The sequence below is a fragment of the Maribellus sp. YY47 genome (assembly GCF_023111095.1).
Taxonomy (GTDB): Bacteria; Bacteroidota; Bacteroidia; order Bacteroidales; family Prolixibacteraceae; genus Draconibacterium.
This window is the reverse complement of sequence record NZ_JALGYW010000016.1, coordinates 101,229-123,678: the sequence shown is the minus strand read 5'-3', so window position 1 is coordinate 123,678 and position 22,450 is coordinate 101,229. Positions and strand designations below refer to the sequence as shown.

At 42.8% G+C, this 22,450-nt stretch carries 19 protein-coding genes; 6 read left to right on the top strand and 13 right to left on the bottom strand.

Features of this window, described 5'->3' with window-relative positions:
• Positions 1 to 31 precede the first annotated feature (31 nt).
• Complete coding sequence (locus MR764_RS14360; RefSeq protein ID WP_247980128.1) at positions 32 to 1,630, bottom strand: Na/Pi cotransporter family protein; 1,599 nt, start codon at positions 1,628 to 1,630, stop codon at positions 32 to 34.
• Positions 1,631 to 1,862: 232 nt separating this feature from the next.
• Here MR764_RS14360 and MR764_RS14355 point away from each other — a divergent pair, with 232 nt between their 5' ends.
• The gene (locus MR764_RS14355) at positions 1,863 to 3,251 is read left to right on the top strand and encodes a sulfatase (RefSeq protein WP_247980127.1); all 1,389 of its coding nucleotides are present in this window, start codon (positions 1,863 to 1,865) and stop codon (positions 3,249 to 3,251) included.
• Between the two features lie 70 nt (positions 3,252 to 3,321).
• Here MR764_RS14355 and MR764_RS14350 read toward each other — a convergent pair whose 3' ends face one another.
• Together MR764_RS14350 and MR764_RS14345 are read right to left on the bottom strand one after the other, a co-directional pair.
• Entirely contained in the window at positions 3,322 to 3,825 is a 504-nt protein-coding gene (locus MR764_RS14350; protein ID WP_247980126.1) for a DUF4252 domain-containing protein, read from the bottom strand.
• A gap of 109 nt (positions 3,826 to 3,934) precedes the next feature.
• A complete protein-coding gene (locus MR764_RS14345; RefSeq protein WP_247980125.1) occupies positions 3,935 to 4,624 on the bottom strand; it encodes a pseudouridine synthase in 690 nt (229 codons plus the stop codon).
• A 199-nt stretch (positions 4,625 to 4,823) separates the two neighbouring features.
• On the opposite strand from MR764_RS14345, the gene MR764_RS14340 reads away from it, so the two are divergent.
• A complete protein-coding gene (locus tag MR764_RS14340; protein ID WP_247980124.1) occupies positions 4,824 to 5,207 on the top strand; it encodes a methionine-R-sulfoxide reductase in 384 nt (127 codons plus the stop codon).
• 32 nt (positions 5,208 to 5,239) lie between these two features.
• On the opposite strand, the gene MR764_RS14335 is transcribed toward MR764_RS14340, so the two are convergent.
• The 7 genes from MR764_RS14335 to secA all read right to left on the bottom strand — a co-directional run bounded on the left by MR764_RS14335 (position 5,240) and on the right by secA (position 13,099).
• Entirely contained in the window at positions 5,240 to 5,734 is a 495-nt protein-coding gene (locus tag MR764_RS14335) for a hypothetical protein (protein WP_247980123.1), read from the bottom strand.
• 20 nt (positions 5,735 to 5,754) lie between these two features.
• Positions 5,755 to 6,306, bottom strand: a complete 552-nt coding sequence (locus tag MR764_RS14330) for a PepSY-associated TM helix domain-containing protein (RefSeq protein WP_247980122.1) — start codon at positions 6,304 to 6,306, stop codon at positions 5,755 to 5,757.
• A 387-nt stretch (positions 6,307 to 6,693) separates the two neighbouring features.
• The gene (locus MR764_RS14325) at positions 6,694 to 7,107 is read right to left on the bottom strand and encodes a DUF134 domain-containing protein (protein WP_247980121.1); all 414 of its coding nucleotides are present in this window, start codon (positions 7,105 to 7,107) and stop codon (positions 6,694 to 6,696) included.
• Between the two features lie 2 nt (positions 7,108 to 7,109).
• Complete coding sequence (aroC, locus tag MR764_RS14320; RefSeq protein WP_247980120.1) at positions 7,110 to 8,180, bottom strand: chorismate synthase; 1,071 nt, start codon at positions 8,178 to 8,180, stop codon at positions 7,110 to 7,112.
• Positions 8,181 to 8,266: 86 nt separating this feature from the next.
• The gene (locus tag MR764_RS14315) at positions 8,267 to 8,848 is read right to left on the bottom strand and encodes an FKBP-type peptidyl-prolyl cis-trans isomerase (RefSeq protein WP_247980119.1); all 582 of its coding nucleotides are present in this window, start codon (positions 8,846 to 8,848) and stop codon (positions 8,267 to 8,269) included.
• Positions 8,849 to 8,942: 94 nt separating this feature from the next.
• Complete coding sequence (gene lgt, locus MR764_RS14310) at positions 8,943 to 9,755, bottom strand: prolipoprotein diacylglyceryl transferase (protein ID WP_247980132.1); 813 nt, start codon at positions 9,753 to 9,755, stop codon at positions 8,943 to 8,945.
• A 23-nt stretch (positions 9,756 to 9,778) separates the two neighbouring features.
• Positions 9,779 to 13,099, bottom strand: a complete 3,321-nt coding sequence (gene secA, locus MR764_RS14305; RefSeq protein WP_247980118.1) for a preprotein translocase subunit SecA — start codon at positions 13,097 to 13,099, stop codon at positions 9,779 to 9,781.
• A gap of 213 nt (positions 13,100 to 13,312) precedes the next feature.
• On the opposite strand from secA, the gene MR764_RS14300 reads away from it, so the two are divergent.
• A complete protein-coding gene (locus tag MR764_RS14300) occupies positions 13,313 to 13,495 on the top strand; it encodes a hypothetical protein (RefSeq protein WP_247980117.1) in 183 nt (60 codons plus the stop codon).
• Between the two features lie 33 nt (positions 13,496 to 13,528).
• Here MR764_RS14300 and MR764_RS14295 read toward each other — a convergent pair whose 3' ends face one another.
• Both MR764_RS14295 and MR764_RS14290 read right to left on the bottom strand, forming a co-directional pair.
• On the bottom strand, positions 13,529 to 14,185 hold the full coding sequence (locus tag MR764_RS14295; protein ID WP_247980116.1) for an outer membrane lipoprotein carrier protein LolA: 657 nt from the start codon (positions 14,183 to 14,185) through the stop codon (positions 13,529 to 13,531).
• A 19-nt stretch (positions 14,186 to 14,204) separates the two neighbouring features.
• The gene (locus MR764_RS14290) at positions 14,205 to 16,637 is read right to left on the bottom strand and encodes a DNA translocase FtsK (RefSeq protein WP_247980115.1); all 2,433 of its coding nucleotides are present in this window, start codon (positions 16,635 to 16,637) and stop codon (positions 14,205 to 14,207) included.
• A gap of 336 nt (positions 16,638 to 16,973) precedes the next feature.
• Here MR764_RS14290 and arcC point away from each other — a divergent pair, with 336 nt between their 5' ends.
• From arcC to MR764_RS14275, 3 genes are all read left to right on the top strand, one after another.
• Positions 16,974 to 17,927 carry a carbamate kinase gene (gene arcC / locus MR764_RS14285; RefSeq protein ID WP_247980114.1) on the top strand — a complete coding sequence of 318 codons (954 nt, stop codon included), beginning with the start codon at positions 16,974 to 16,976 and terminating at the stop codon, positions 17,925 to 17,927.
• Between the two features lie 29 nt (positions 17,928 to 17,956).
• Positions 17,957 to 18,952 carry an ornithine carbamoyltransferase gene (gene argF, locus MR764_RS14280; protein ID WP_247980113.1) on the top strand — a complete coding sequence of 332 codons (996 nt, stop codon included), beginning with the start codon at positions 17,957 to 17,959 and terminating at the stop codon, positions 18,950 to 18,952.
• A gap of 265 nt (positions 18,953 to 19,217) precedes the next feature.
• Positions 19,218 to 19,808 (top strand): c-type cytochrome, encoded by a 591-nt coding sequence (locus tag MR764_RS14275; RefSeq protein WP_247980112.1) that lies wholly within the window; start codon positions 19,218 to 19,220, stop codon positions 19,806 to 19,808.
• Between the two features lie 282 nt (positions 19,809 to 20,090).
• On the opposite strand, the gene MR764_RS14270 is transcribed toward MR764_RS14275, so the two are convergent.
• Complete coding sequence (locus MR764_RS14270; protein ID WP_247980111.1) at positions 20,091 to 22,313, bottom strand: tetratricopeptide repeat protein; 2,223 nt, start codon at positions 22,311 to 22,313, stop codon at positions 20,091 to 20,093.
• Between the last annotated feature and the right edge of the window lie 137 nt (positions 22,314 to 22,450).

Below are 22,450 nucleotides of genomic sequence, written 5' to 3'. Positions count from 1 at the left end.
ACTTGGAGAGCAGGGACTATGGGAACAGAAGTCACCCTGCTTTCCTTTCTAATCTTCTGGCCAAACTATGTAACCTTCTGATCGCCTCCAAAACTTCCGATTCGAACCTGTAAACCGATATTCGTAACTCATCGGTTCCCGCCAAACGAACCAGCAAATGCGAGCGAACTTCCTGAAAACGATCTTTAAATATTTCTTTATTGAGGTTTGGGGTTACGTCACGCGATCCTCCGTTAAATTTATTCAACGCTTCTTTGAACGCATTGACAGATATTCCATATAAGTCGGTAAGTTTTGTAACCGTCTCCGGACTTGCCTTGAATCCAATGTCAATACGATGTTCAGCTGCTTCTACCAGGTGCGTAGTGATTAAATCGGCTGACATTTCGAGTACATTCACTGCTTCAACCATATTCTCAAGGCGTTGCACTTGCGACGAAGGCAATTTCTCGGCCTGAATCTTTTTCAGAAACTCCAGGATCTCGATATGCCCCCGGTCAATCATTACATCGTTCTTTCGCAGCATCGACAATTGATTTGCATTACCTGAAAAAGCCATCGACAAACCTTGTTCAATTATCTCCAGCGTGCGTTTCCCCAATTTACAGATGGCCTTGCTGGCCAGATCAGCTGCCATTGCTGTGTTATCGAGATAATATGTGTGCAGTTCCGGAAATAAAATTTGTGCATCCCTTTTTTTATCGGGAACCAGACGCAGTACCAATTTAGAAACCGGCGTTACAAACCCAATAAAAAAGAAAGTATTGGCGCAGTTGAAGATGGTGTGGGCATTGGCAATTTGTCGCGCTTTATCGGCCGGAGAAATATAAGTAACCAGATCAGCCAGGTGATCGATAAAGGCAAACCACAACAACACTCCCACCACTTTGAACAGCACATGCGAAACTGCAACCCGCATAGCGGCGCGGGGTTTTCCCAGTGCTGAAAGAATTGCGGTAACGCAGGTTCCAATGTTGGCTCCCAAAATAATCGACACCCCGGCTTCCACGTTTAACAGCTGTTGCGATGCCAATACAATGACAACCCCGGTAGTGGCCGATGAACTTTGAACCGCAGCAGTAAATACTGTGCCGATCAAAATTCCCAGAAGATGGCTGTCTAAACCTGTCATTGTCCTTACGAAAGGCTCGTATGTTTTTAAAGGCTCGGTTGCCTCGCTCATTACATTCATTCCCAGAAATATGAGCCCCAATCCTAAAATAATGTTTCCTATTTCGCGGTACGATTTCTTCGAAAATACCACACTGAATAAATAACCAAAAGCAACCATTACCCAGGCTGCACCGGTAATTTTAAAGGCTATAATCTGCGCCGTAATTGTAGTTCCGAGATTGGCCCCCAAAATAACTCCTAATGTGCTTTGAAACGTTAACAATCCTGCTGAAACAAAACCAACTGCCAACACTGTAGTCACCGACGAAGACTGAATGACTGCAGTAATTCCGGCACCCGCCAGCAAAGATGTCCAGCGGTTCCGGGTCATCGATTGCAGAAAACTTTTCATACGGTTGCCGGCAGCAATTTTCAGGGATTCCGTCATTACATTCATGCCGTGCATAAATATTGCAAGGCCCCCCAACAACAAAACACTAAGCGTAAGCCAATTCATTATTTCTCAATTAGAAGTTTTTTATAAGTCAGTTTATCCTTTGTAGCAACAAATACAGTGCACAATTTTCATCAAAATATCGGTTCAAAACAATAAATAACTTTTTAAATTATTTTTCAAAGTCTTTCGGGAATATATCCTAAATTAGATTCTGAATTATAACAGATCGTCTCAGTAGGAGTTACCAAAATGAGAACGATCAAGCTAAAAACAAAAAAAGTAAAATAACCGGATGAAAAACCTAGCTATTTTAAGTCTCCTTATTTACACACTTACACTTAATTCCTGTATTACCAAGAGTAGTAAACCGGAAAATAACAAACAGCCTAACGTCGTTATTATTTTTCTGGATGACTCGGGATACAACGATTTTTCACCCTTCGGAGATCTTTTTATTGAAACGCCGAATGTAAAAACACTGGCCGAAGAAGGGGTTGCTTTTAAAAATTTTTATGTTCCCCAGGCGGTTTGTTCGGCATCGCGTGCTGCTTTACTTACCGGATGTTACCCCGAAAGAACTAAAGTCTTTTCGGCTCATGCCCCCAGAGAACGCGGACTTGATCCGAAATTTCCAACGCTGGGTGAAGTTTTTAAAGCAGCCGGATACAAAACCGGTTTTTTTGGGAAATGGCATGTGGGCGACCAGGAAGAAACCCGGCCTCAGAACCGTGGCTTTGATGAAACCTGCGGTTTAATGTACTCCAACGACATGTGGCAACATCATCCTGAAAATCCGGAATTTTGGGGAAAATTTCCCTTGCAATTTTGGGAGAACGGCAAAATTATAATTGAAGATGTCGACTCTTCGGACCAGCAATACCTGACGAAATGGTACACCGAGCATGCTGTTGAGTTTATCAACCGCCATAAAGATGAGCCATTCTTGCTTTATGTCCCCCACTCCATGTCGCACGTTCCGTTGTTTTGCAGCCCCGAGTTTAAAGGAAAATCAGGAGTTGGTTTATACGGCGATGTAATCACCGAACTGGACTGGTCAGTCGGTCAGATAAACGGGGCGCTCAAAGCAAATGGATTGGATGAAAACACAATTGTGGTATTCTCATCCGACAACGGCCCTTGGATTTCGTATGGAAACCATGCAGGAACAACACCATTTCGCGAAGCAAAAGGAACCACTTTCGACGGCGGAACCCGCTCGGCAACTATTATAAAATATCCATCGCGTTTGCAGGGTAACCGGGAATCGTCAAAAACATTGATGACCATCGACCTGCTGCCCACCTTGTGTCATCTGGCTGATGTTCCGCTTCCTGAATCTGAAATTGATGGCAAAGATGTTTGGGACATCATTTTGGGAAAAGAAGAAGCGCAAAATCCACACGCCTATTATGCATTCACCAACGACAGAGAATTTCAGGCCATTATGAGTGGCGATGGAAAATGGAAATTACACCTTCCGCACAATTACCGGACAATGTCGGAAATAAAGGGGAAAGACGGGATGCCGGGTAAATACAAACAAGAACACATTGATCTTTCTTTATTCGATATGGTGAACGATCCTTTTGAAACCACGAATGTACTCGATCAACATCCTGAAGAAGCTGAACACTTGCTTCAGTTGGCCGATGAACACAAACAGAAGTTTTTCACGAATTAGAATATATATTCGCTTACATAAAAGCCCCGGATTTTTTCTAAATCCGGGGCTTTTGCTATATTTTTTTTTGCTAAAATTTAAAGCTTAAAAACTTATCGGGATCCGTTAGATCAACTTTGCCGTTTAACAGTTCCGGACTGATTTCACCTTTCACATAAATCAGTGCGTTGTCGTCGCCTCCCACCAGTACCAGTAATTCTTTTATTACATCGTCGTCCATCCGTCCAAAAATTGTAACACTTTCGTCGGGATCTCTTACTACCATTAACTCTTCAAAACTATCATTTTCGCTGATTCTCTTGTAAAACTCCTCGTGGAGATTGATTTTCTGATTGAGGTCATCGTCGTCAACGGCAATTACCTTAACTTTATCGATACTTTCAAGCAATTCTTTTTCATTTTCCTCTAAATCGCCCAGATTGGCCGCCAGGTGGATCAGCCATCCCGGCACACTCACCGTAACTACGCCATCTTTAAAACGGTACTTATTGAAAGCCTCTGAAACGCCCGGCTCATAAGAACACGACGTAAACACCAATACTACTAAGGCTACAAATAGTAAAACTCTTTTCATCTTAAATGATTTTATTTTGAGACGGTTGTTCCACACAATCCGTTACATCAAAATTGCAGAAATTCATCCAACAACCTGAAAAAAATCGACCAACGATAATCACAAAACGTTAAACGACGGATTTCAGCTCCGCGAGTATTTGCCCGAAAACATCGGGTATTTCAGCTTCAAACAACAAGGGCTCCTTGGTTACCGGGTGTACAAAAGCCAGTTTCCCTGCATGGAGGAACAATCTTTTTACTCCCGTTTTTTCGGTCACCATTTTATTCAGCGTAAAATCGCCATGATGAGAATCCCCCAACATATCGAAATGGTGTTGGGCAAAGTGCTGCCTTAACTGATGCCAACGCCCGGTTTCAGGATTGATCTCAACCAGACTCAATTTAATATCCAACTTTTCAGCATAAAACAGATTGGTTTGAATGGTTTGAAGCGTTTTAAAATGCGTAAGCGCCGGCTTTTTAAACTTCGATTTTTTCTTCACCAGCACTTTCCGATCAAAACTCCCTTCGCCAGGTTCGCCCTGAACAACCGCATAATAAGTTTTCTGCACTTCTTTGCGTTCGAACATTTGCGCGAGTTCATGCGCCACTTCTTTCGACAAAGCAAGTACGATAACTCCCGATGTTTTTGAATCGAGCCGGTGGACATTGTAGACCCACTTCCCGGTCATATCGCCGATTAACTTGGTCAGATAAGCGGCATCGTGTGGCATAAAATCATTTTTATGAACCGGAAGATCCACGGGTTTATTGACAACAATCAGGTGCTCATCCTGAAAAATCACAGGTATTTCCATTTTTAAGTGTTAGGTTTTCAAAAGTACAAAAGCTGAGACCAAAAATACGCTGCGCGATTCATAAGAAGAAATTAAACTTTCGCAAGAACATGAATGTTTTAGTAATATGAAAACAATACTGAGTTTACTATTAATATTCGCTGGGCTGAATGCTTTTGCACAGAAAGCTGATTCTACGATCCAGCATAAAAACAAGGACATGAAATTTAAGGAACTGACAGAATTTGAACATTATGTGATTGTTGAGAAAGGAACGGAACGCCCTTTTACCGGAAAATATTACGATTTTAAGGAAACCGGTGTTTATGTATGTAAACGTTGTGGCGCCCCTCTTTATCGTTCATCCGACAAGTTTGATGCTCATTGTGGTTGGCCAAGTTTTGATGACGAGATAAAGGGTGCAGTGCATAAATCGGTTGATGCCGACGGACGAAGAACCGAAATTACCTGTGCGAAATGCGGGGCCCATTTGGGACATGTATTCTTTGGCGAAGGGTATACAAAAAAGAATACCAGACATTGCGTGAATTCTGTTTCGCTGGATTTTATTCCGGCTGATAAAATAAAAAAGGGAGAGCAGTGATTGCCCTCCCTTTCCATATCCTCAATAAACTTCTAAAGTTCTTTTACTTTTAGTCCTTCTACAAAAAACACGCGCTCAGCTGCTTCCTGGTTTTCAGCAATAATCTGATGAGCTTTGGCTGTTTCAGTATCTTCAGTGGCTTCACCCTCACCATGTTCTGCTCCGGGATTATGAGCATCGGCTTCAGTTTTTACTTCTTTCAGAATACCAACAATTTCGAGTTCGCTACCCATTTGTTCCTGGGTAAAAGCGCCAATTTTTTCGCCAGCTTCTATACGAATACTAATATCCTCGCTGCTGCCCATCAGGAAACAACGTTCACCTCCCTGCTGGCAAACATGGAATACGGTTCCTTTTACGATTACCTCTTTATCCACCAGTTCAGATGCCTGTTGTAACAATTCGTCAACGGTCAAAACGATTGCCGCTGCAGGTGCATCTTCAGTTTTCTCCGGTGCTTTTTTGGCCTGTTGTCCGCATGCTAAAAATAGGACTGCCAACACACTAAACACTGCAATTTTTTTCATAATCAGATATTTTTGGTTTTTTAAATGTATAGCATTGCGAATACCAAAGGTACGATAAAACCGGCAATGGTTAGCCACCACCCCCAGCGTGTAAAACCACGTTTCCCTTTCAGTATAAACAGGCCCGAAACAGCGACAAACAAGAGTACGACAGCCATAATATCGCTCACCCATTTCCAGGTGGTTCCAAGCGTAGCTTTGTGCAATTTGTTCATTTCAAAAATCAATGGCCTTCGCTCCAAAAGCTGAAACCTTCCTTCTCCTGTTTCGGGATCCATCACAGCCTCGCCACTTTCGATGAAAACTTTTATCAAACCGTCACTGTTCAGGTAGTGTTTTTTGTAGCTCAAATTGTAGGATTGCTCCGACAATATTTCCCGGATATCGTCGGCAGTATAATTGCCGTCTTGCTGTACCGGGAATTTAAAATCCTCAACAATAATATTATAGTCGGGATTAAAATCATGCCGATGATTCAGGAATATTCCCGATAATGCATAAACGATCGTCATTCCGACAATAAAGTATCCGAAATCGCGGTGAAGTACCCTCAATAACTTTCTAATTTTCATCTGCAGCTTTTCCATTAAACAACAACGTCCACATAACTCATTAATAACGAAACAATTAAGGAATTACTGTGATCATTCAAGTCAAAATTAAGTCTAACTTATTAACGCACAAATATATATGATAAATTGCAGTTGCGTAGTAGTGGGGAACTTTAAAAAAAATAAAAATTATTTTTAATGAGTCTATCTTTTGAAAGTAAGATGATTAGGGGGATACATGGTTTTCATAAAATTTTAAAAGATAAAAAACTCTGAAATTTAGCAGAGTTGGTATTGACACGAAAAGTTATTCGTTGTAAATTGCACCCGATCCTAGTGTACTAGGGCTCTGGTTTTATCACAACTTAATTGGGTACCTCCGGCTATTGAGCCGGAGGTTTTTTTATGTTATTCTGCGAAATAGTCGTTGAGTGAAACAATATCTTCTGAATTGCATACGGGGCAATTTTTCACTTCTTCAGAATAATCGCTAAAGCTAGCCTTGCAAGCGTTGCACTTGTACCAATTCTTATCGAAATAAACATCTCCCCCCCTGAAAATCAAATCTCTTCCTTCCACAAAAGCAGTTGCAACTTTATGGCGCGCTTCTTCATAAATACGCGTTAAAGTAGGACGCGAAACATCCATGTACACCGCCGCTTCTTCCTGAGTCAGATTCTGATAGTCGAGCAAACGAATCGCCTCGTATTCTTCGAGATGAAGTATAACCTCATTTGATTTCCGTCCTCGAACACCGTAAACCGACATTCCCTTAATCACTGGTGGAACCTGAATTCTCCTGTTTCTCTTTCTTCTGGGCATAATTATTTATTTATTTTATTCAGCAAATAGTGGTCTACTAAAACCAGCGCTGCCATTGCTTCCACAATTGGCACCGCACGAGGCAACACACAGGGATCGTGCCTTCCTTTCGGGTTGATGGTTGTCTCCTCATTCGATTTATCAACCGTCTGTTGTTCTTTTAACAAGGTTGCAATGGGTTTAAATGCAACTTTAAAATAAATATCTTCTCCATTGGAAATACCTCCCTGAATTCCCCCTGAATTATTGGTTTTAGTACGGATCCCACTTTCCGTTTTTATAAAAATATCATTGTGCTCCGATCCGCTTAATTTTGTTCCTTCAAATCCCGACCCGTATTCAAAACCTTTTACGGCATTAATTCCCAGCATTGCAAAGCCTAAATCGGCGTGCAGCTTATTAAAAACCGGCTCGCCCCAACCTGCCGGAACTCCTTTGGCAACAGCTGTAATCACTCCTCCCACAGTATCATGATCGTGCCCTGCTTTAACAATACGAGCGATCATTTGTTCAGCAACTTCAGGATCGGGACAACGTACAATATTGTCTTCCGTTTTTGTGAGATCAAGTTCAAGATACGATTTATTTAGTTGAACTTCGCCAACCTGTGAAACAAAAGCTTGAATATGTACACCAGACTTTGCCAGAATCTGTTTGGCAATAGCTCCGGCGACCACGCGTGCAATAGTTTCACGGGCCGAAGACCGGCCACCTCCCCGGTGATCACGGGTTCCGTATTTCTGAATGTAAGTATAATCAGCATGAGACGGGCGATAGACATCTTTCAGATCGTTGTAATCGTTGGAGTGCTGGTCTTTGTTCCAAACCGCAAATGCGATGGGTGTTCCCTGAGTTTTCCCTTCAAAAATTCCGGAGAGAAATTCTACCTGATCGGGTTCTTTACGCTGTGTCGTGATCTTCGACTGACCCGGTTTTCTCCTTGCTAAATCTTTTTGAATTGACTCAATGTCGATTTCTAATCCTGCAGGACAACCGTCAATTATACCTCCGATTCCCCTGCCGTGAGATTCGCCAAACGATGTTAAACGAAATAAATGTCCAAATGTGTTCATACTGTTATGCAAAAAACCCTGTTCTCTTATTCGTGTTAAGAAAACAGGGTTAAAGATATTAAATTGTAATAATTCTGAAAACTATATTAGCATCCGCAACCACATCCGCCGCTGCTTTCAGTTCCACAACTACCCGAGCCGCAACCGCCTCCACCGTTGCTTCCGCAGCCACAGCTTCCGCCTCCTGAAAGGATCTGTGCAACTTCCTCGTCAGAAGCTTCGCGTACCTCAACTACTTTACCTGTGAAGAAAAGATCTTCTCCGGCAAGCGGATGGTTAAAATCCATTTGAACGGTTTCGTCGGTTACTTCCAGCACCAAACCATTCAGGCGCTGTCCGTTGCTGCTCATCATCGGAACGGTATTACCTTCCTGAATCAATTCAGCATCGAACTCTCCATTTACTAAAAATACACTTCTGGGGAGTTCAACAATTGCATCGTTGTTAACCTCACCGTAAGCGTCAGTGCTTCCCAGTTTAATATTAAACGGATCATCCTGTTTCAAACCGGCCAATCCGGTTTCGAATTTTGGTAACATAACACCAGCTCCGTATAGAAACTGCAAAGGATTTTCTACAGTGGCGCTTTCAACCAATTCACCGTTTTCGTCGTCAATACGCAGATCGTATGTCAACGTAACCATTTTATATTTTCCTATCTCTAACATATTCTGATTTTTCTGAATGTTGTGCAAATTAAGTCTTTTTATCAGTTGCAACAAAACACCTTACAGTATTTTATTCAATATTAACAAATAATTATCACCGATTGTTAAACACGACCTCCGGTTTTTTCAGAGCCCTGATAACCAGGGCAATTCCGGTCAAAACAAACGGAACACTGAGCCACTGCCCCATGTTTAGCATCATACCTGCTTCAAAGGCTTCCTGATCTTCTTTTATAAATTCGATGAAGAACCTTGCCGAGAATATTAAAATAAAGAATGCTCCGAGCAACAAGCCGGGCCTGTTTTTCGCACTGGTTTTCTTGTACAAAAGCATCAATATTCCAAACGATACGAGATAAGCCAGCGCTTCGTATATCTGCGTCGGATGTTTGGCGAATTCCTCGCCGTTGCGTTCAAAAATAAATCCCCAGGGCAAAGAAGTCTGAATTCCGTATATCTCTGAGTTCATCAGGTTTCCGGTACGAATAAATGCTGCCACCAATGCAGTGGGAACCACTATCCGGTCCAGTGTCCAAAGCATGGTACGTTTGGTAACTTTGTGTGAATGAATGTACAAAGCGATCAGTATCCCGATGGCGCCTCCGTGACTGGCCAATCCTCCGTGCCAGACTTTAAAAATCTCGCCCGGATGTTGCGAATAATATTCCCATCCGTAAAAGAATACATGGCCTAAACGGGCGCCCACAACGGTGGCAATTATAATATAGAAAAACAGGCTGTCAATCCATTTCTGATTGACATTTTCCGATTTCAGCATTCGCTCACCGATGGAATATCCAAGCAGAAAACCTCCGGCGAACAACAGTCCGTACCACCGCACCGACAAAGATCCCAAATGGAATATTTCGGGATTAACATTCCAATGTATAAAATTCAAAATGTACATCATTTCACAATCAGTTCATCGTTTTATTCCAGCCCCTTACCGTGGCATTGTTTGTATTTCTTTCCGCTACCACAAGGGCAAGGATCGTTTCGTCCCACGCGTTTTTCAACAGATACAGGCTGAGGTTTCGACCTTTCCTGTGTTTGAGTATTGGCTCTTTCCATTGGATTCTCTGCTCCGGGAAGTTCAGATTTTTGAGTTCTGTAGCGGCTCATATCCGTACGTTTTCTGACTTCTGCTTCTCTCACCTGATCCGGACTCTGAATTGGAATTTGTCCTTTCATCAGTGTTGAAACCACCTGCTTGTTTACCTTAGTGATCAATTCTTTGAAAAGGTTAAACGATTCAAATTTATAGATCAACAGGGGATCTTTTTGTTCGTAGGTGGCATTCTGAACCGATTGTTTCAGGTCGTCCATTTCTCTCAGCTGCTCTTTCCAGCCTTCGTCGATGGTATTCAGCACAATCTGTTTCTGATACGATTTTACCAGCTCCTTACCTTTATTATTGTACGCTTTTTCAAGGTTACAGATAATCTGGAAAATACGTTTTCCATCGGTAATCGGAACGACAATATTCTTGTAAACCTCTTTTTTGGTTTCGTATACATTTTTAATTACCGGATATGCCTGCTTGGAGATTCCCTCTACTTTTCGGTTGTAGCTGGTGATCATCTTTTCGTAAATGCGATCCGTCACTTCGGCGGCACTGAGTTTTTTAAACTCTTCCTGGTTCACCGGCGATTCCATCGACAGTAACCGCATGAGTTCCATATTATAATCATCGAAAAGATCGGAACCATGATACTGAGCGACAATTTCTTCTACCGAATCGTACATCATGTTCAACACATCCACTTCCAGACGTTCGCCGAACAACGCGTGCCTGCGTTTCTTGTAAACCACTTCACGTTGCGAGTTCATTACATCGTCGTATTCGAGCAGTCGTTTACGAATACCAAAGTTGTTTTCTTCCACTTTCTTCTGGGCACGCTCGATTGATTTGGAGATCATTGAATGCTGAATCACTTCGCCTTCTTCCAAACCAAGACGGTCCATAACGCCTGAAATTCGGTCAGATCCAAACAAACGCATCAAATCGTCTTCCAGCGAAACATAAAACTGGGATGATCCCGGGTCTCCCTGACGACCGGCACGACCACGTAACTGGCGGTCGACACGACGTGAATCGTGACGCTCAGTACCAATGATGGCCAAACCTCCGGCAGCTTTTACTTCATCTGTCAGCTTAATGTCGGTACCACGACCAGCCATGTTGGTTGCAATGGTCACAGTTCCTTTTTTACCGGCTTCCGCTACAATATCTGCTTCACGCGCATGCAATTTCGCGTTCAAAACATTGTGCTGAATACCTTTTATTTTTAACATACGGCTAAGCAATTCCGAAATCTCAACCGAAGTTGTACCCACCAGCACAGGTCTTCCTGCATTGTGCAGTTTTACGATTTCGTCGGTTACCGCATTGTATTTTTCCCGTTTTGTTTTGTAAACCAGATCCTGGTAATCTTTCCGAACGATCGGACGGTTGGTAGGAATTACCACTACCTCCAATTTGTAGATATCCCAGAATTCACCTGCTTCGGTTTCGGCAGTACCTGTCATACCGGCCAGCTTATGGTACATTCTGAAATAATTCTGAAGAGTAATCGTAGCGAAGGTCTGGGTTGCAGCTTCCACTTTCACCCGTTCTTTGGCTTCAATTGCCTGGTGCAACCCGTCAGAATAACGACGGCCTTCCATAATACGACCGGTTTGCTCGTCAACGATTTTTACTTTATTATCGATCACCACGTATTCCACATCGCGTTCAAACATGGTGTATGCCTTGAACAACTGGTTGATGGTGTGAACACGTTCCGATTTTATTGCATAATCCTGCAACAGCTTGTCTTTTTCTTCTTGCAAAGCGTCAGGTGAAAGTCCCTTACTGTCGAGTTCCGCCATTCGGCTTCCCATGTCGGGCAAGATAAAGAACTCGGCATCTTCCATCCCCTGCGAAATCAGATCGATACCAATGTCAGTCAATTCCACCGAATTCTGTTTTTCATCAATAATGAAATACAACGGATCGGTTACAATGTGCATGTTCTTGCTGTTCTCCTGCATATAGAAGTTCTCCGTTTTCTGAAGAACACCTTTCATTCCTTCTTCACTCAGGAATTTGATCAGCGATTTATTTTTGGGCAGCCCTTTATGTGCACGGAGCAGCAACAATCCGCCTTCTTTCTTCTCGTCGTTGGTTGCATCCGGTTTAGTCAGCAATCTTTTTGCATCGATGAAGATCTTATTTACCAGGTCACGTTGAGCTTTATAAAGCTTTTCAACATATCCCTTCAGCTCTTCAAACTGTTGGTTTTCGCCTTTTGGCACCGGACCTGAAATGATCAACGGAGTACGGGCATCATCTACCAATACCGAGTCGACCTCGTCGACAATCGCGTACTGGTGCTTGCGCTGAACCAAATCTTCCGGATTAATGGCCATGTTATCGCGCAGGTAATCGAACCCAAATTCGTTATTGGTTCCAAAGGTAATATCAGCGTTGTAAGCTTTTCTTCTCGATTCGGAGTTGGGCTGGTGCTTATCAATACAATCTACCGACAAACCATGAAACTCATAAATCGGGCCCATCCACTCGGCGTCACGTTTCGACAGGTAATCGTTCACCGTAACCACGTGAACACCTTTTCCGGTTAGCGCATTCAAAAATACAGGTAAAGTAGCCACCAGTGTTTTACCTTCACCGGTTGCCATCTCTGCAATATTCCCCTGATGCAGCACTACCCCACCAATTAACTGGACATCATAGTGAATCATGTTCCAGGTCGTTGGATTTCCACCGGCCAGCCAGGTATTGTCCCAGATTGCTTTCTCTCCTTTTATTTTGATGCTTTCCCGTTTCGTCGCGAGATCCTTGTCAAAATCATTGGCAGTAACTTCGAGTTGTGTATTCTCAGCGAAACGACGTGCGGTATCTTTGACAACGGCAAAAGCTGTCGGAAGAATTTCATTTAAAACTTCTTCGAGTTTCTCATCTATTTTTTCTTCCAGCTTGTCAATACGTTCGTAAATTTTCTCGCTGTCCTGAATATCCACTTCCTCAACCTCAATCTTCAAAGCTGCAATTTCATCTTCTTCAGGCTTCACTCGCTCGGCAATAATTCTTTTCAGTTTTGCCGACTCTTCCCTTAACCCGTCGTGGCTAAGCTTTGAAATCCGCTCAAATTCTTCCTTGATTTGATTGATGATCGGAGTGATCTCTTTTATATCTCGTTCTGATTTATTTCCGAGTATTTTCCCCAGAATTTTAGTTACAAATGCCATGTTCTTTCTTATTGATCTTTAAAAATAAAGCTCCGCAAATTTAAATAAATGTACAGGCTAAAAAAACTATTGTTAAACTTAATCCTATTAATAATCATGCCACAAGCATTTACTGCCATTTCCCCGACAAGATTACCGATATAATTCAAATTATCTGCCATAACGGGTAAAGTTTCGTAGCGTTTTCTATTTTTGTTGTCACAAATTGATACGATGAAACCATTAAACAGAACTTGTTTTGTTTGCCAGAAAGCGGTTACTTCTGAAACTTCTACCATCAACCCGGTAGTAAATCTGCCCGTTTGTCAGAAATGCATTGGAACCGAAGCCGAACAGCAAGAAGAAAAAGCGGTGCTCGACAGCCTGGCCGATGGTTTTGTTTGCGGATGCATCTGATAAAAACAAAAAAAAGCTGTGAAATCACAGCTTCTATCTAAGGTCAATTACTTCCACATCTACGTGTTTGCTCTTGTCGAAAACAAAGTCCGAGTCTGCATAGCTCTTGTTGGTTTCCATCTTATTTACCACAATTCCGTACAAATTTTCATCGGTACCATATAAAGTAGCAGAGTCAAGGAACATGGTAGCTTTATCGATGTTAACATCAATTTTATCTACCTGAAACTCTTCCGAATCCGGATAAAGTTCAATCTGGTAAAGTGTTTTACTCCCCTCTTTCTTTTCTGCAATAAATTTAGAGCGAAAGCCTCGTTCGTAAATGCTGAAAATAGAAGACGGATCCATCAGTTCGCTTCCGGCATCTTCTACATTTGTAATGGTTACCTGATTGCCCTCTTTCATATAATTCCAGATGGTTTCACCATTAGAATAAATTTCCAGCCCGGCACCCGGCAAACTCACCTTGTATTTCTGACCCTTTACTTTAATTGTGCCGTTATTCTGTTCGTTGATGTCCATTTCCTTATTCACCATCGAAAAAACGAATTCGGCCGACATGCTGGTAAAGGTCTTGGTTTTGGCGCTTACCTGGTCAAGTATTTCTTTTGCTTTTATGTCGGTTTGGGCACATACTGAAACCGCAGTTGCAAAAACGATGGCAAATGCCATCCCCAATCTTTTCTTCATCTCTTGTATATAATTTTGTCTATAAGTTATTCAATAATTGTTCCAAACTGTATTCGTCTGAAATCAGCACCTGACGGGCTTTACTTCCTTCGCTTGGCCCCACAACACCGGCAGCTTCCAGCTGATCCATCAAACGCCCGGCACGGTTATATCCAATCGAGAAGCGGCGTTGAATCATAGAAGTTGATCCCATCTGGTTCATCACCACCACACGGGCGGCATCGTCAAACAAGTCGTCGCGGTTACCAAGGTCCACTGCTCCCGGTCCTGGGTCATCGTCTCCAACATACTCCGGCAACAGGAATGCCGTAGGATAACCACGCTGATCACCGATAAATGCACATATTTTTTCTACTTCAGGTGTATCAACAAAAGCACACTGAACGCGCGTGATCTCGCTGCCCGAAGCAATCAGCATATCTCCTTTTCCAATCAGCTGATTGGCTCCGGGAGTATCCAGAATTGTTCGGGAGTCGATCATTGAAGCCACTTTAAAAGCGATCCTCGCCGGGAAGTTAGCTTTGATCACACCGGTAATAATGTTGGTAGACGGGCGCTGAGTGGCAATAATCATGTGAATACCCACCGCGCGCGCCAACTGGGCGATACGAGCGATCGGCAATTCAATCTCCTTACCCGCAGTCATGATCAGGTCGGCAAACTCGTCGATGATTACCACAATGTAAGGCATGAATTTATGTCCTTTTTCCGGATTCAGTCGCCGGCTGATAAATTTCTTGTTGTATTCCTTTATGTTTCGGGCATGCGCTGCTTTCAGCAAATCATATCGGGTATCCATTTCAATATTCACCGAATTCAGCGTATTTTTTACTTTCTGAATATCAGTAATCACGGGTTCTTCAGCATCCGGGAGTTTAGCCAGGTAGTGTTTCTCGATAACCGAGTAGATATTTAACTCTACTTTTTTCGGATCGATAAAAACAAACTTGAGCTGTGCCGGATGTTTTTTATACAACAGCGAGGTAATGATCACGTTTACCCCCACCGATTTACCCTGTCCGGTAGCACCTGCAACCAAAATGTGCGGCATTTTTACCAGGTCGAACATATAGGTTTCGTTCGAAATGGTTTTCCCCAACGCAATGGGCAATTCCGCTGTGCTTTCCTGAAATTTCCTTGAACGGATAATGGAGTGCATTGAAACTGCTTCGGGATACTGATTTGGCACTTCAATACCAATTGTTCCCCGTCCCGGTATCGGAGCGATAATACGAATACCAAGCGCCGACAAACTCAGTGCGATATCGTCTTCCAGATTTTTAATTTTGGAAATCCGTACTCCCGGCGCCGGAACAATTTCGTAAAGCGTAATGGTTGGGCCAATGGTTGCACGTATCTTGGTAATTTCAATCTTGTAATGACGAAGGGTTTCAACAATCTTGTTTTTGTTGGCCACCAATTCTTCCTGCTTCACTTCAGCATTATCAAATTTGTGGTCTTCCAACAAATCGAGGGTGGGAAACTTGTAACTGGCCAAATCAAGTGTCGGGTCATAATCCTCCATGTCTTCCGGCTCAATTTCGTCGGCTTCTTCTTCCTCTATCTTTGGTTCAATTTGCAGACTTAAATTTTCCTCTTTTTCTTCTTCAATAGCTTCGATTGTTTCATCTTCAACCTCTTCAGCGGTTTCCTGTTCTATTTCAAAATCATCGTCACCATCCGGTTCAAAAATCGCCCGAACCACATCGTCTTCTCCGATAACCGTTGAAATATCTTCGTGCCCTGCAATTTCATCCTCCTTTTCTTCCTCGAAAGGTTCCAGATCATCTTCCTCTTCTTCCGAATCAACCGAAGGCGTTTCTTTTGGGTTTTGCTTCAACAGGTTTTTAAGATATTCGTAGGCCTTATCGAAGCGCACCACCACATAAACCAGCCCGGCGATCAGCAAAATAAGAGCCATTCCGATGATACCGACCAGCGAACGGACCCAGTTGCTCAGAATAAAACCGTAATGCCCTCCCGGGTATATAAAAGTATCGGCGCTTGTCTTGTTGAAAATAAATCCGAGAGTTAGCGAAAGCCATATAATAATGAGCAAACTATCGAACATATTGCGACGATAGCGTGTAATGTTTCGTCCAAGAATTTTTAGCCCGGTTAGCGCGGTCATATAGATAAAAAGGAACGAAGCCAAGCCAAATCCCCCATTGATGATTTTCTCCGAAAGAAGTGCACCAATCTTCATCCCGCTGTTTTTTACATTCTTGGAAGAGTCGAATAAAAACTCTTTCCACGGAGCATCCATAATACTTTGATCAGCGGCGCCGTAAAACAGAAACGAAACAAATGAAATTAACAGGAAGGCTGAAAAAGCCAACAGAAATATTCCGAGTATAAACTGAAATTTTTCGTTCCTGAACCAAAATTTCTTTTTACCGGTAGATTTGGTTTTAGTTTTTGATTTTGAAGACTTTTTTTGTCTAAATGCCATGGAGTCCTTTTTTCAATTGTGTGCAAATTTAAATAAAATATATCAGCCATCCCCTTCTCTTTTTTCCTCAAAAAAGAAATCATATTAAGATCAATCTGTTAACAAAATAACCCCCGAGAATTTTAATTTATAAGCGGGATAAATACCTGTTATTCAAATTTAAATCCGACAGCGCGATCGGCTGTTGTATAATACATGAATTCTAGCAAAAAACGTAGCATCCGACAGATTTATTTCGCATTTGATTGTTTAAGTTTACCTGTAACGATAAATGGGTTACTTTCAGTTATAATCCTGAGAGAAACAGGCATTGTTAAAACTAAAACCGTAAACAAGATGAATAAACTGGCAGTGGTTGCCCTCGGCGGCAATGCTCTCCTGAGAGGTTCTGAAGAAGGCACGATTGAGCAGCAGGAAAAGAACTCTACCGACACGCTTGAAAACCTGGTTTACCTGATCAACGACGGATATGACCTGGTGATTACGCACGGTAACGGGCCGCAGGTAGGAAATATTCTGATGCGAAACGATGCCGGGGAACAGCTCTATAAGATTGCTCCCATGCCCTTGGATGTATGCGTGGCCGACTCACAAGGCGGAATCGGATACATGCTGGAACGAATGCTTCGGAATATCCTCAACAAGCACGGCATCAGCAAAAATGTAGTAACCCTGGTGACCCTGGTGGAGGTACATCCGGATGATCCGGCGTTTAAAAATCCATCCAAGCGAATTGGCAAAATCTATCCAAAAGAGGAAGCCGATAAACTGGCCAGGGAAAAGGGCTGGATTTTCAAGTCGACCGATAAAGTAGCAGGTGGCTACCGCAGAGTGGTTCCGTCGCCCATGCCGGTCGACATTGTCAACAAAGAAATGATCGAGATGCTAACCCGGGCCGGTAACATTGTTATTGCTGCGGGAGGTGGAGGAATCCCCATTTATTTCGACGAAAAAAAAGATGTTCGCACGCTGGATGCCGTTGTCGACAAAGATATGGCTTCAAGTCTTCTGGCGGTTAATATCAACGCCGACGAACTCTACATCCTGACTGACGTGTCTTTTATTTACAAGGATTACGGCCTGCCAACCCAGGAAAAGCTGGAATTTTTGGACTATGCCGACACTGTAAAGCATCTTGAAAATGGTACTTTTGCTGAAGGTAGTATGGAACCTAAAATACGGGCTTGTCTTCATTTTATTGAAAACGGCGGCAGCAAAAGCGTGATTACCGAAGCCACCAAACTCGAAGACCGTTCCTACGGCTCCAAGATCACAATGGAATACGATTAAAAAGCTGAAACAACAAAAAGAAGCATACCATGAATAATCTGAAAAACCGTAATTTTTTAAAATTACTCGACTTTACCCCCGGCGAGATTCGTTACCTGATCGACCTTTCCGCTCAACTAAAAAAGGACAAATATTCGGGTAAGGAACAACAAAATTTAAAAGGGAAAAACATTGCACTGATCTTTGAAAAATCATCGACACGCACCCGCTGTGCCTTTGAAGTGGCTGCCTATGATCAGGGAGCAAATGTTACCTACCTGGGACCTTCCGGCTCACAAATTGGCAACAAGGAATCGATGAAAGATACTGCACGTGTTTTGGGCCGCATGTACGATGGTATTGAATACCGCGGCTACGGACAAAACATTGTGGAAGAACTGGGGAAATATGCGGGAGTTCCTGTGTGGAACGGACTTACCAACGAGTTTCACCCCACTCAAATACTTGCTGATTTTCTGACGATGAAAGAACATTCAGAAAAACCGCTGTCGGAAATAAAATTCTGCTATCTCGGTGATGCCCGAAACAACATGGGAAATTCGCTAATGGTAGGCGCCGCCAAACTGGGGATGGATTTCAGGGCTGCGGCCCCCATTGCTTGCCAGCCTGCTGCTGAACTTCAGGAAGAATGTAAAGAAATTGCCAGGCAAACCGGTGCAAAGATATTAGTCACCGACAAGGTGGAAGAAGCAGTGAAAGACTGTGATTTTCTTTACACTGATGTTTGGGTATCGATGGGCGAACCCGACGAAGTGTGGGTTGAGCGTATAAAACTGCTGCTCCCCTACCAGATCAACCAACAAACGATGGAACTTACCGGAAACCCGAAAGTAAAGTTCTTACATTGCCTGCCGGCATTTCATAACCGTGAAACAAAAGTTGGTGAAGAAATCTACCAAAAATTCGGACTGGAAGCCATGGAAGTTACCGAAGATGTATTTGAAAGTCCGGCCTCGCTCGTGTTCGACGAAGCTGAAAACAGAATGCACACCATAAAAGCGGTAATGGTTGCTACACTCGGATAAGTCGTCACACTATACCGAAAAGCACTCCAGTTTCTTTGGGGTGCTTTTTTGTTTTATGAATACCCCTGAACAAATCAATGCCACCTCTAAAGTTTGATTGTATTCAATCTATTTTAAACATGCTTTTGATTTAAGATAATTATGTCGTAAATTTTCACTTGTCAATGAGGGTATGTTGCTCTCATGCCACCAAAATCAACTCACTTTTTATAGTAATGCAAGAATGTTGTTGAATTGTTTTAAACATAAAAATCAAACTATGAAAATGAGAAATTTAATCCCTTTTTTCCTTGGAGCGTTTTGCCTCGCAGTTTCGGCAGTATCGTGTTCCAACGCACCAAAAACGACTGAAGAAGCTGCCGCTGCCCATATGCCAACCGGCGATGAGCTGGTAAAACGGGGTGAATACCTGGTCACCAGCATGGGTTGTAATGATTGTCATTCACCCAAAAAACCGGGGCCCAATGGCTTGGAACTGATCCCGGAGTTGTTGCTCTCAGGTTTTCAGGCAGAAAACCCGCCCATGATGACTGATACTTCACTGACGAACAAAGGGTTTTCGGTTTTTTACCCCGACCTTACCGCAGCAGCCGGCCCCTGGGGAATATCGTATGCGGCGAACCTTACGCCCGACGTAACCGGAATCGGAACCTGGACCGAAGAACAGTTTAAAAAAGCAATTACCCAAGGAATATTTAAAGGGCTTGACGGAACCCGTACACTGCTTCCTCCCATGCCCTGGCTTAACCTTACCCAGTTGACAGACCAGGATGTAAAAGCAATGTTTGCCTATTTAAAAAGCATACCACCGGTGCGCAATGTTGTACCGGCACCTGTTCCGCCAAACGAAATGTAACACTTAATTGAATTTTGAAAAGTCATCCGTTATTCGGGTGGCTTTTTTTATGAAAGTCTAACAGTCATTTTAATTTATACCCATCCTCTCATCGTTCCCTTCAAGAATGGAAGGACGATTGTCAGGTGGTTCAAAGCAGATTAAAATCGAGTATTTTGTCAGTCGTTTCCTTTGGAGACCGATCGTCTTTCCCTTCATTAAGGAAAAGACAGGAGAAAGGGTAAGTCCTCTACCATAGATTAACTTTCATTCTCACTGATTATTCCCTAAAATAAGGATTTTCTATTCCTCCACAAAGTAACGCAATTGATCCAACATGATGGGCACGTCATCACGATTGACACCCTGAGCCAGTAAATGATGCAGGTCTTCTTCGAACACTTCAAAAAATTCCTGTTCGGTAAAATCGCTGCGGTCGATCGAACGTTTGTAGAAATCCAGCGCCTGTTTCCGGTTTCCCATACTCCACTGCACGTGTCCCATATTCATGAGGTCGTGTTTGTTAGGCTCGTCGTCCACCAGCATTTGGAAATACTTTCCGGCCTGTTCCTTTTTCCCAACCACAAACGAACACCACCCTATCGGACGCCACACTTTTTTGTTCCCCGGCTCAAGGTATTCGACTTTAAAATAGCATTTCAAAGCCTCTTCGTACTCGCCAAGTTCGAGCAAACAATGCCCTATATTTAGTTGAATCGAAAGATTTTCTTCGTCAAGCTTTTCGGCTTCCCGATAATATTCCAGCGCTTTATCCGGTTGTTTCAGGTTACGATAACACAAGGCTATTTTATTGAGGTTCCACTTTTTGTTCAACTCGTATAACTCCGCCATTTGATACGTTTCAAGCGCCTTTCTGAAATCATTCATTTTCTGGTAACAAAAGCCCAGTTTCTGGTACATTTCAGCATTTTTACCGATGTTCAAAAGATAAGTAAACACTTCGGCGGCTTCCTCAAAATAATTTTTCTGAAAGTAGAACTCCGCCACATTGCGCAGGATTTTTTCGTCCTCCTTCAGAATACTTCCCAACGAAGGTTTATTGTGAAAATCGAAACGCCAGTTGAAAACATCTTCAAAATCGCTTTTTCGAGGATGAAGTTTGAAAAAACGGTAGAGGTCCTGAATAAACTGATTGGAAATAAAACCAGCTTTTTTCCCCGGATCAGTCAGTTCTTCCTCGTTCTGCAATTCGTTAAACTGATCCATCTCCGCTTTCATGGCTTCGGCCATAAATTCGCGGTTTTCGGCGGGCAGATTGCGCAGGCTGAAACAAAACGAATATTTATCGGAGTTGCATAAAATAGGCGCAGAATCAATCACCCGGATAAAACGATCCGTAAAATCGTCGTGCCGGGTCAATCCCATATCAATTTCGGGATTGGATGAAAAGAAAGGCATAAACCAGTTCGACAACTCACTAAAAAACGGGAACATTTTCAGCATTGCAAACGAACTCATAAACACATCGGCTCCTTCCATCTGCATTTCCGAAAATTCCTCCATTTTATTCATCAGGCCTGGCGAATCTTCAAATATTTTCTCCCACTCCGGATTTTTATCTTCTCCCATGCTCTCGTCCATCAGACTGTCGAGATTGATTTTATCCTTCAGATTCGGACTGATGCGAATCATCTCCGGAATAATCTCGTCGGTGATCTTCTTTTGAATTTTTTCGGTTTCCTTGCTTCTGATCAACTGAACAATTACCGTTTCGAGATTGGTTTTGAATGCCGGATTTTCATCCAGAAAATGCAGGCGGGCCGTTATTGCCGGATAATTGGCCAGACGACGGTCGTAACGATAGAAAGCCAGCACTATTCCTACCAGCGCCCGCTGATTAATTTCAGGATTCTCTTCACCGTATGCTTCAAACAGAAGATCGAACTTACGCTTATCGAAATACCGCAACAAGCTCAGAAAAACACCCGTTATCACAAATGCTTTATACGGTACATCAATAAGTTCGCTTTTCAAAAATGCTGCGACAAACTCGGTCTCCTCTTTTTTCAACTCGTTCTGAAACCAGAGATGATAAAAAAGCTTTACAATCTTATCCTGCAAATCGGAAGTATCAGAAGTTCCGCTCTCTCGTTTCAAATCTACGTCGTCAACCAGCGAACGTAATTCGTCGTGCAGGGCATACGATTCCAGATCATTTAAAAGATTCGGAAAATCGATATTATCGGTAAAGCTTCGTTTCTTTTCATATTCCAGAGCCGAAGAAAAACGAAAGCGCGCTGCATCGTATACTTTATCGGCCAGTTCATACACCGAAACAATCAGTTTGCGATACACCTGCTGCCGTTCCGGGTCCTGAATTCCCTCCACCGTATATTTTAACATGAAATGGTAGGTTTGATCCAGGTTGCGCCATTCATCCAGAAAAAGCAACTGGTTGCTTTCGTTGATCAGTTTTTCCAAACGATCGAAAGCAGGCTTTAATTGGCGCTTCGCCAGATCATCACAAATGGCATTGTATTGTATTTTTAGTTCCTGGTTGTTCATTGTCTGTTATATTTAAGGCAATAAGGAAAAACAGTCAAAAAACACTCCAAAAATCGGAATCGGTTGTTTTGGCGGAAATACATCGCCGCACTACTGACAATATTGCGAGATAAGAAGCATTAAAGTTTCATATTTTG

Bases quoted from the DNA above. Each gene is read 5' to 3' on its own strand.
- MR764_RS14360 (WP_247980128.1), bottom strand. From the start codon at position 1,630: ATGAATTGGCTTACGCTTAGTGTTTTGTTGTTGGGGGGCCTTGCAATA.
- MR764_RS14355 (WP_247980127.1), top strand. From the start codon at position 1,863: ATGAAAAACCTAGCTATTTTAAGTCTCCTTATTTACACACTTACACTT.
- MR764_RS14350 (WP_247980126.1), bottom strand. From the start codon at position 3,825: ATGAAAAGAGTTTTACTATTTGTAGCCTTAGTAGTATTGGTGTTTACG.
- MR764_RS14345 (WP_247980125.1), bottom strand. From the start codon at position 4,624: ATGGAAATACCTGTGATTTTTCAGGATGAGCACCTGATTGTTGTCAAT.
- MR764_RS14340 (WP_247980124.1), top strand. From the start codon at position 4,824: ATGAAATTTAAGGAACTGACAGAATTTGAACATTATGTGATTGTTGAG.
- MR764_RS14335 (WP_247980123.1), bottom strand. From the start codon at position 5,734: ATGAAAAAAATTGCAGTGTTTAGTGTGTTGGCAGTCCTATTTTTAGCA.
- MR764_RS14330 (WP_247980122.1), bottom strand. From the start codon at position 6,306: ATGAAAATTAGAAAGTTATTGAGGGTACTTCACCGCGATTTCGGATAC.
- MR764_RS14325 (WP_247980121.1), bottom strand. From the start codon at position 7,107: ATGCCCAGAAGAAAGAGAAACAGGAGAATTCAGGTTCCACCAGTGATT.
- aroC (WP_247980120.1), bottom strand. From the start codon at position 8,180: ATGAACACATTTGGACATTTATTTCGTTTAACATCGTTTGGCGAATCT.
- MR764_RS14315 (WP_247980119.1), bottom strand. From the start codon at position 8,848: ATGTTAGAGATAGGAAAATATAAAATGGTTACGTTGACATACGATCTG.
- lgt (WP_247980132.1), bottom strand. From the start codon at position 9,755: ATGTACATTTTGAATTTTATACATTGGAATGTTAATCCCGAAATATTC.
- secA (WP_247980118.1), bottom strand. From the start codon at position 13,099: ATGGCATTTGTAACTAAAATTCTGGGGAAAATACTCGGAAATAAATCA.
- MR764_RS14300 (WP_247980117.1), top strand. From the start codon at position 13,313: ATGAAACCATTAAACAGAACTTGTTTTGTTTGCCAGAAAGCGGTTACT.
- MR764_RS14295 (WP_247980116.1), bottom strand. From the start codon at position 14,185: ATGAAGAAAAGATTGGGGATGGCATTTGCCATCGTTTTTGCAACTGCG.
- MR764_RS14290 (WP_247980115.1), bottom strand. From the start codon at position 16,637: ATGGCATTTAGACAAAAAAAGTCTTCAAAATCAAAAACTAAAACCAAA.
- arcC (WP_247980114.1), top strand. From the start codon at position 16,974: ATGAATAAACTGGCAGTGGTTGCCCTCGGCGGCAATGCTCTCCTGAGA.
- argF (WP_247980113.1), top strand. From the start codon at position 17,957: ATGAATAATCTGAAAAACCGTAATTTTTTAAAATTACTCGACTTTACC.
- MR764_RS14275 (WP_247980112.1), top strand. From the start codon at position 19,218: ATGAGAAATTTAATCCCTTTTTTCCTTGGAGCGTTTTGCCTCGCAGTT.
- MR764_RS14270 (WP_247980111.1), bottom strand. From the start codon at position 22,313: ATGAACAACCAGGAACTAAAAATACAATACAATGCCATTTGTGATGAT.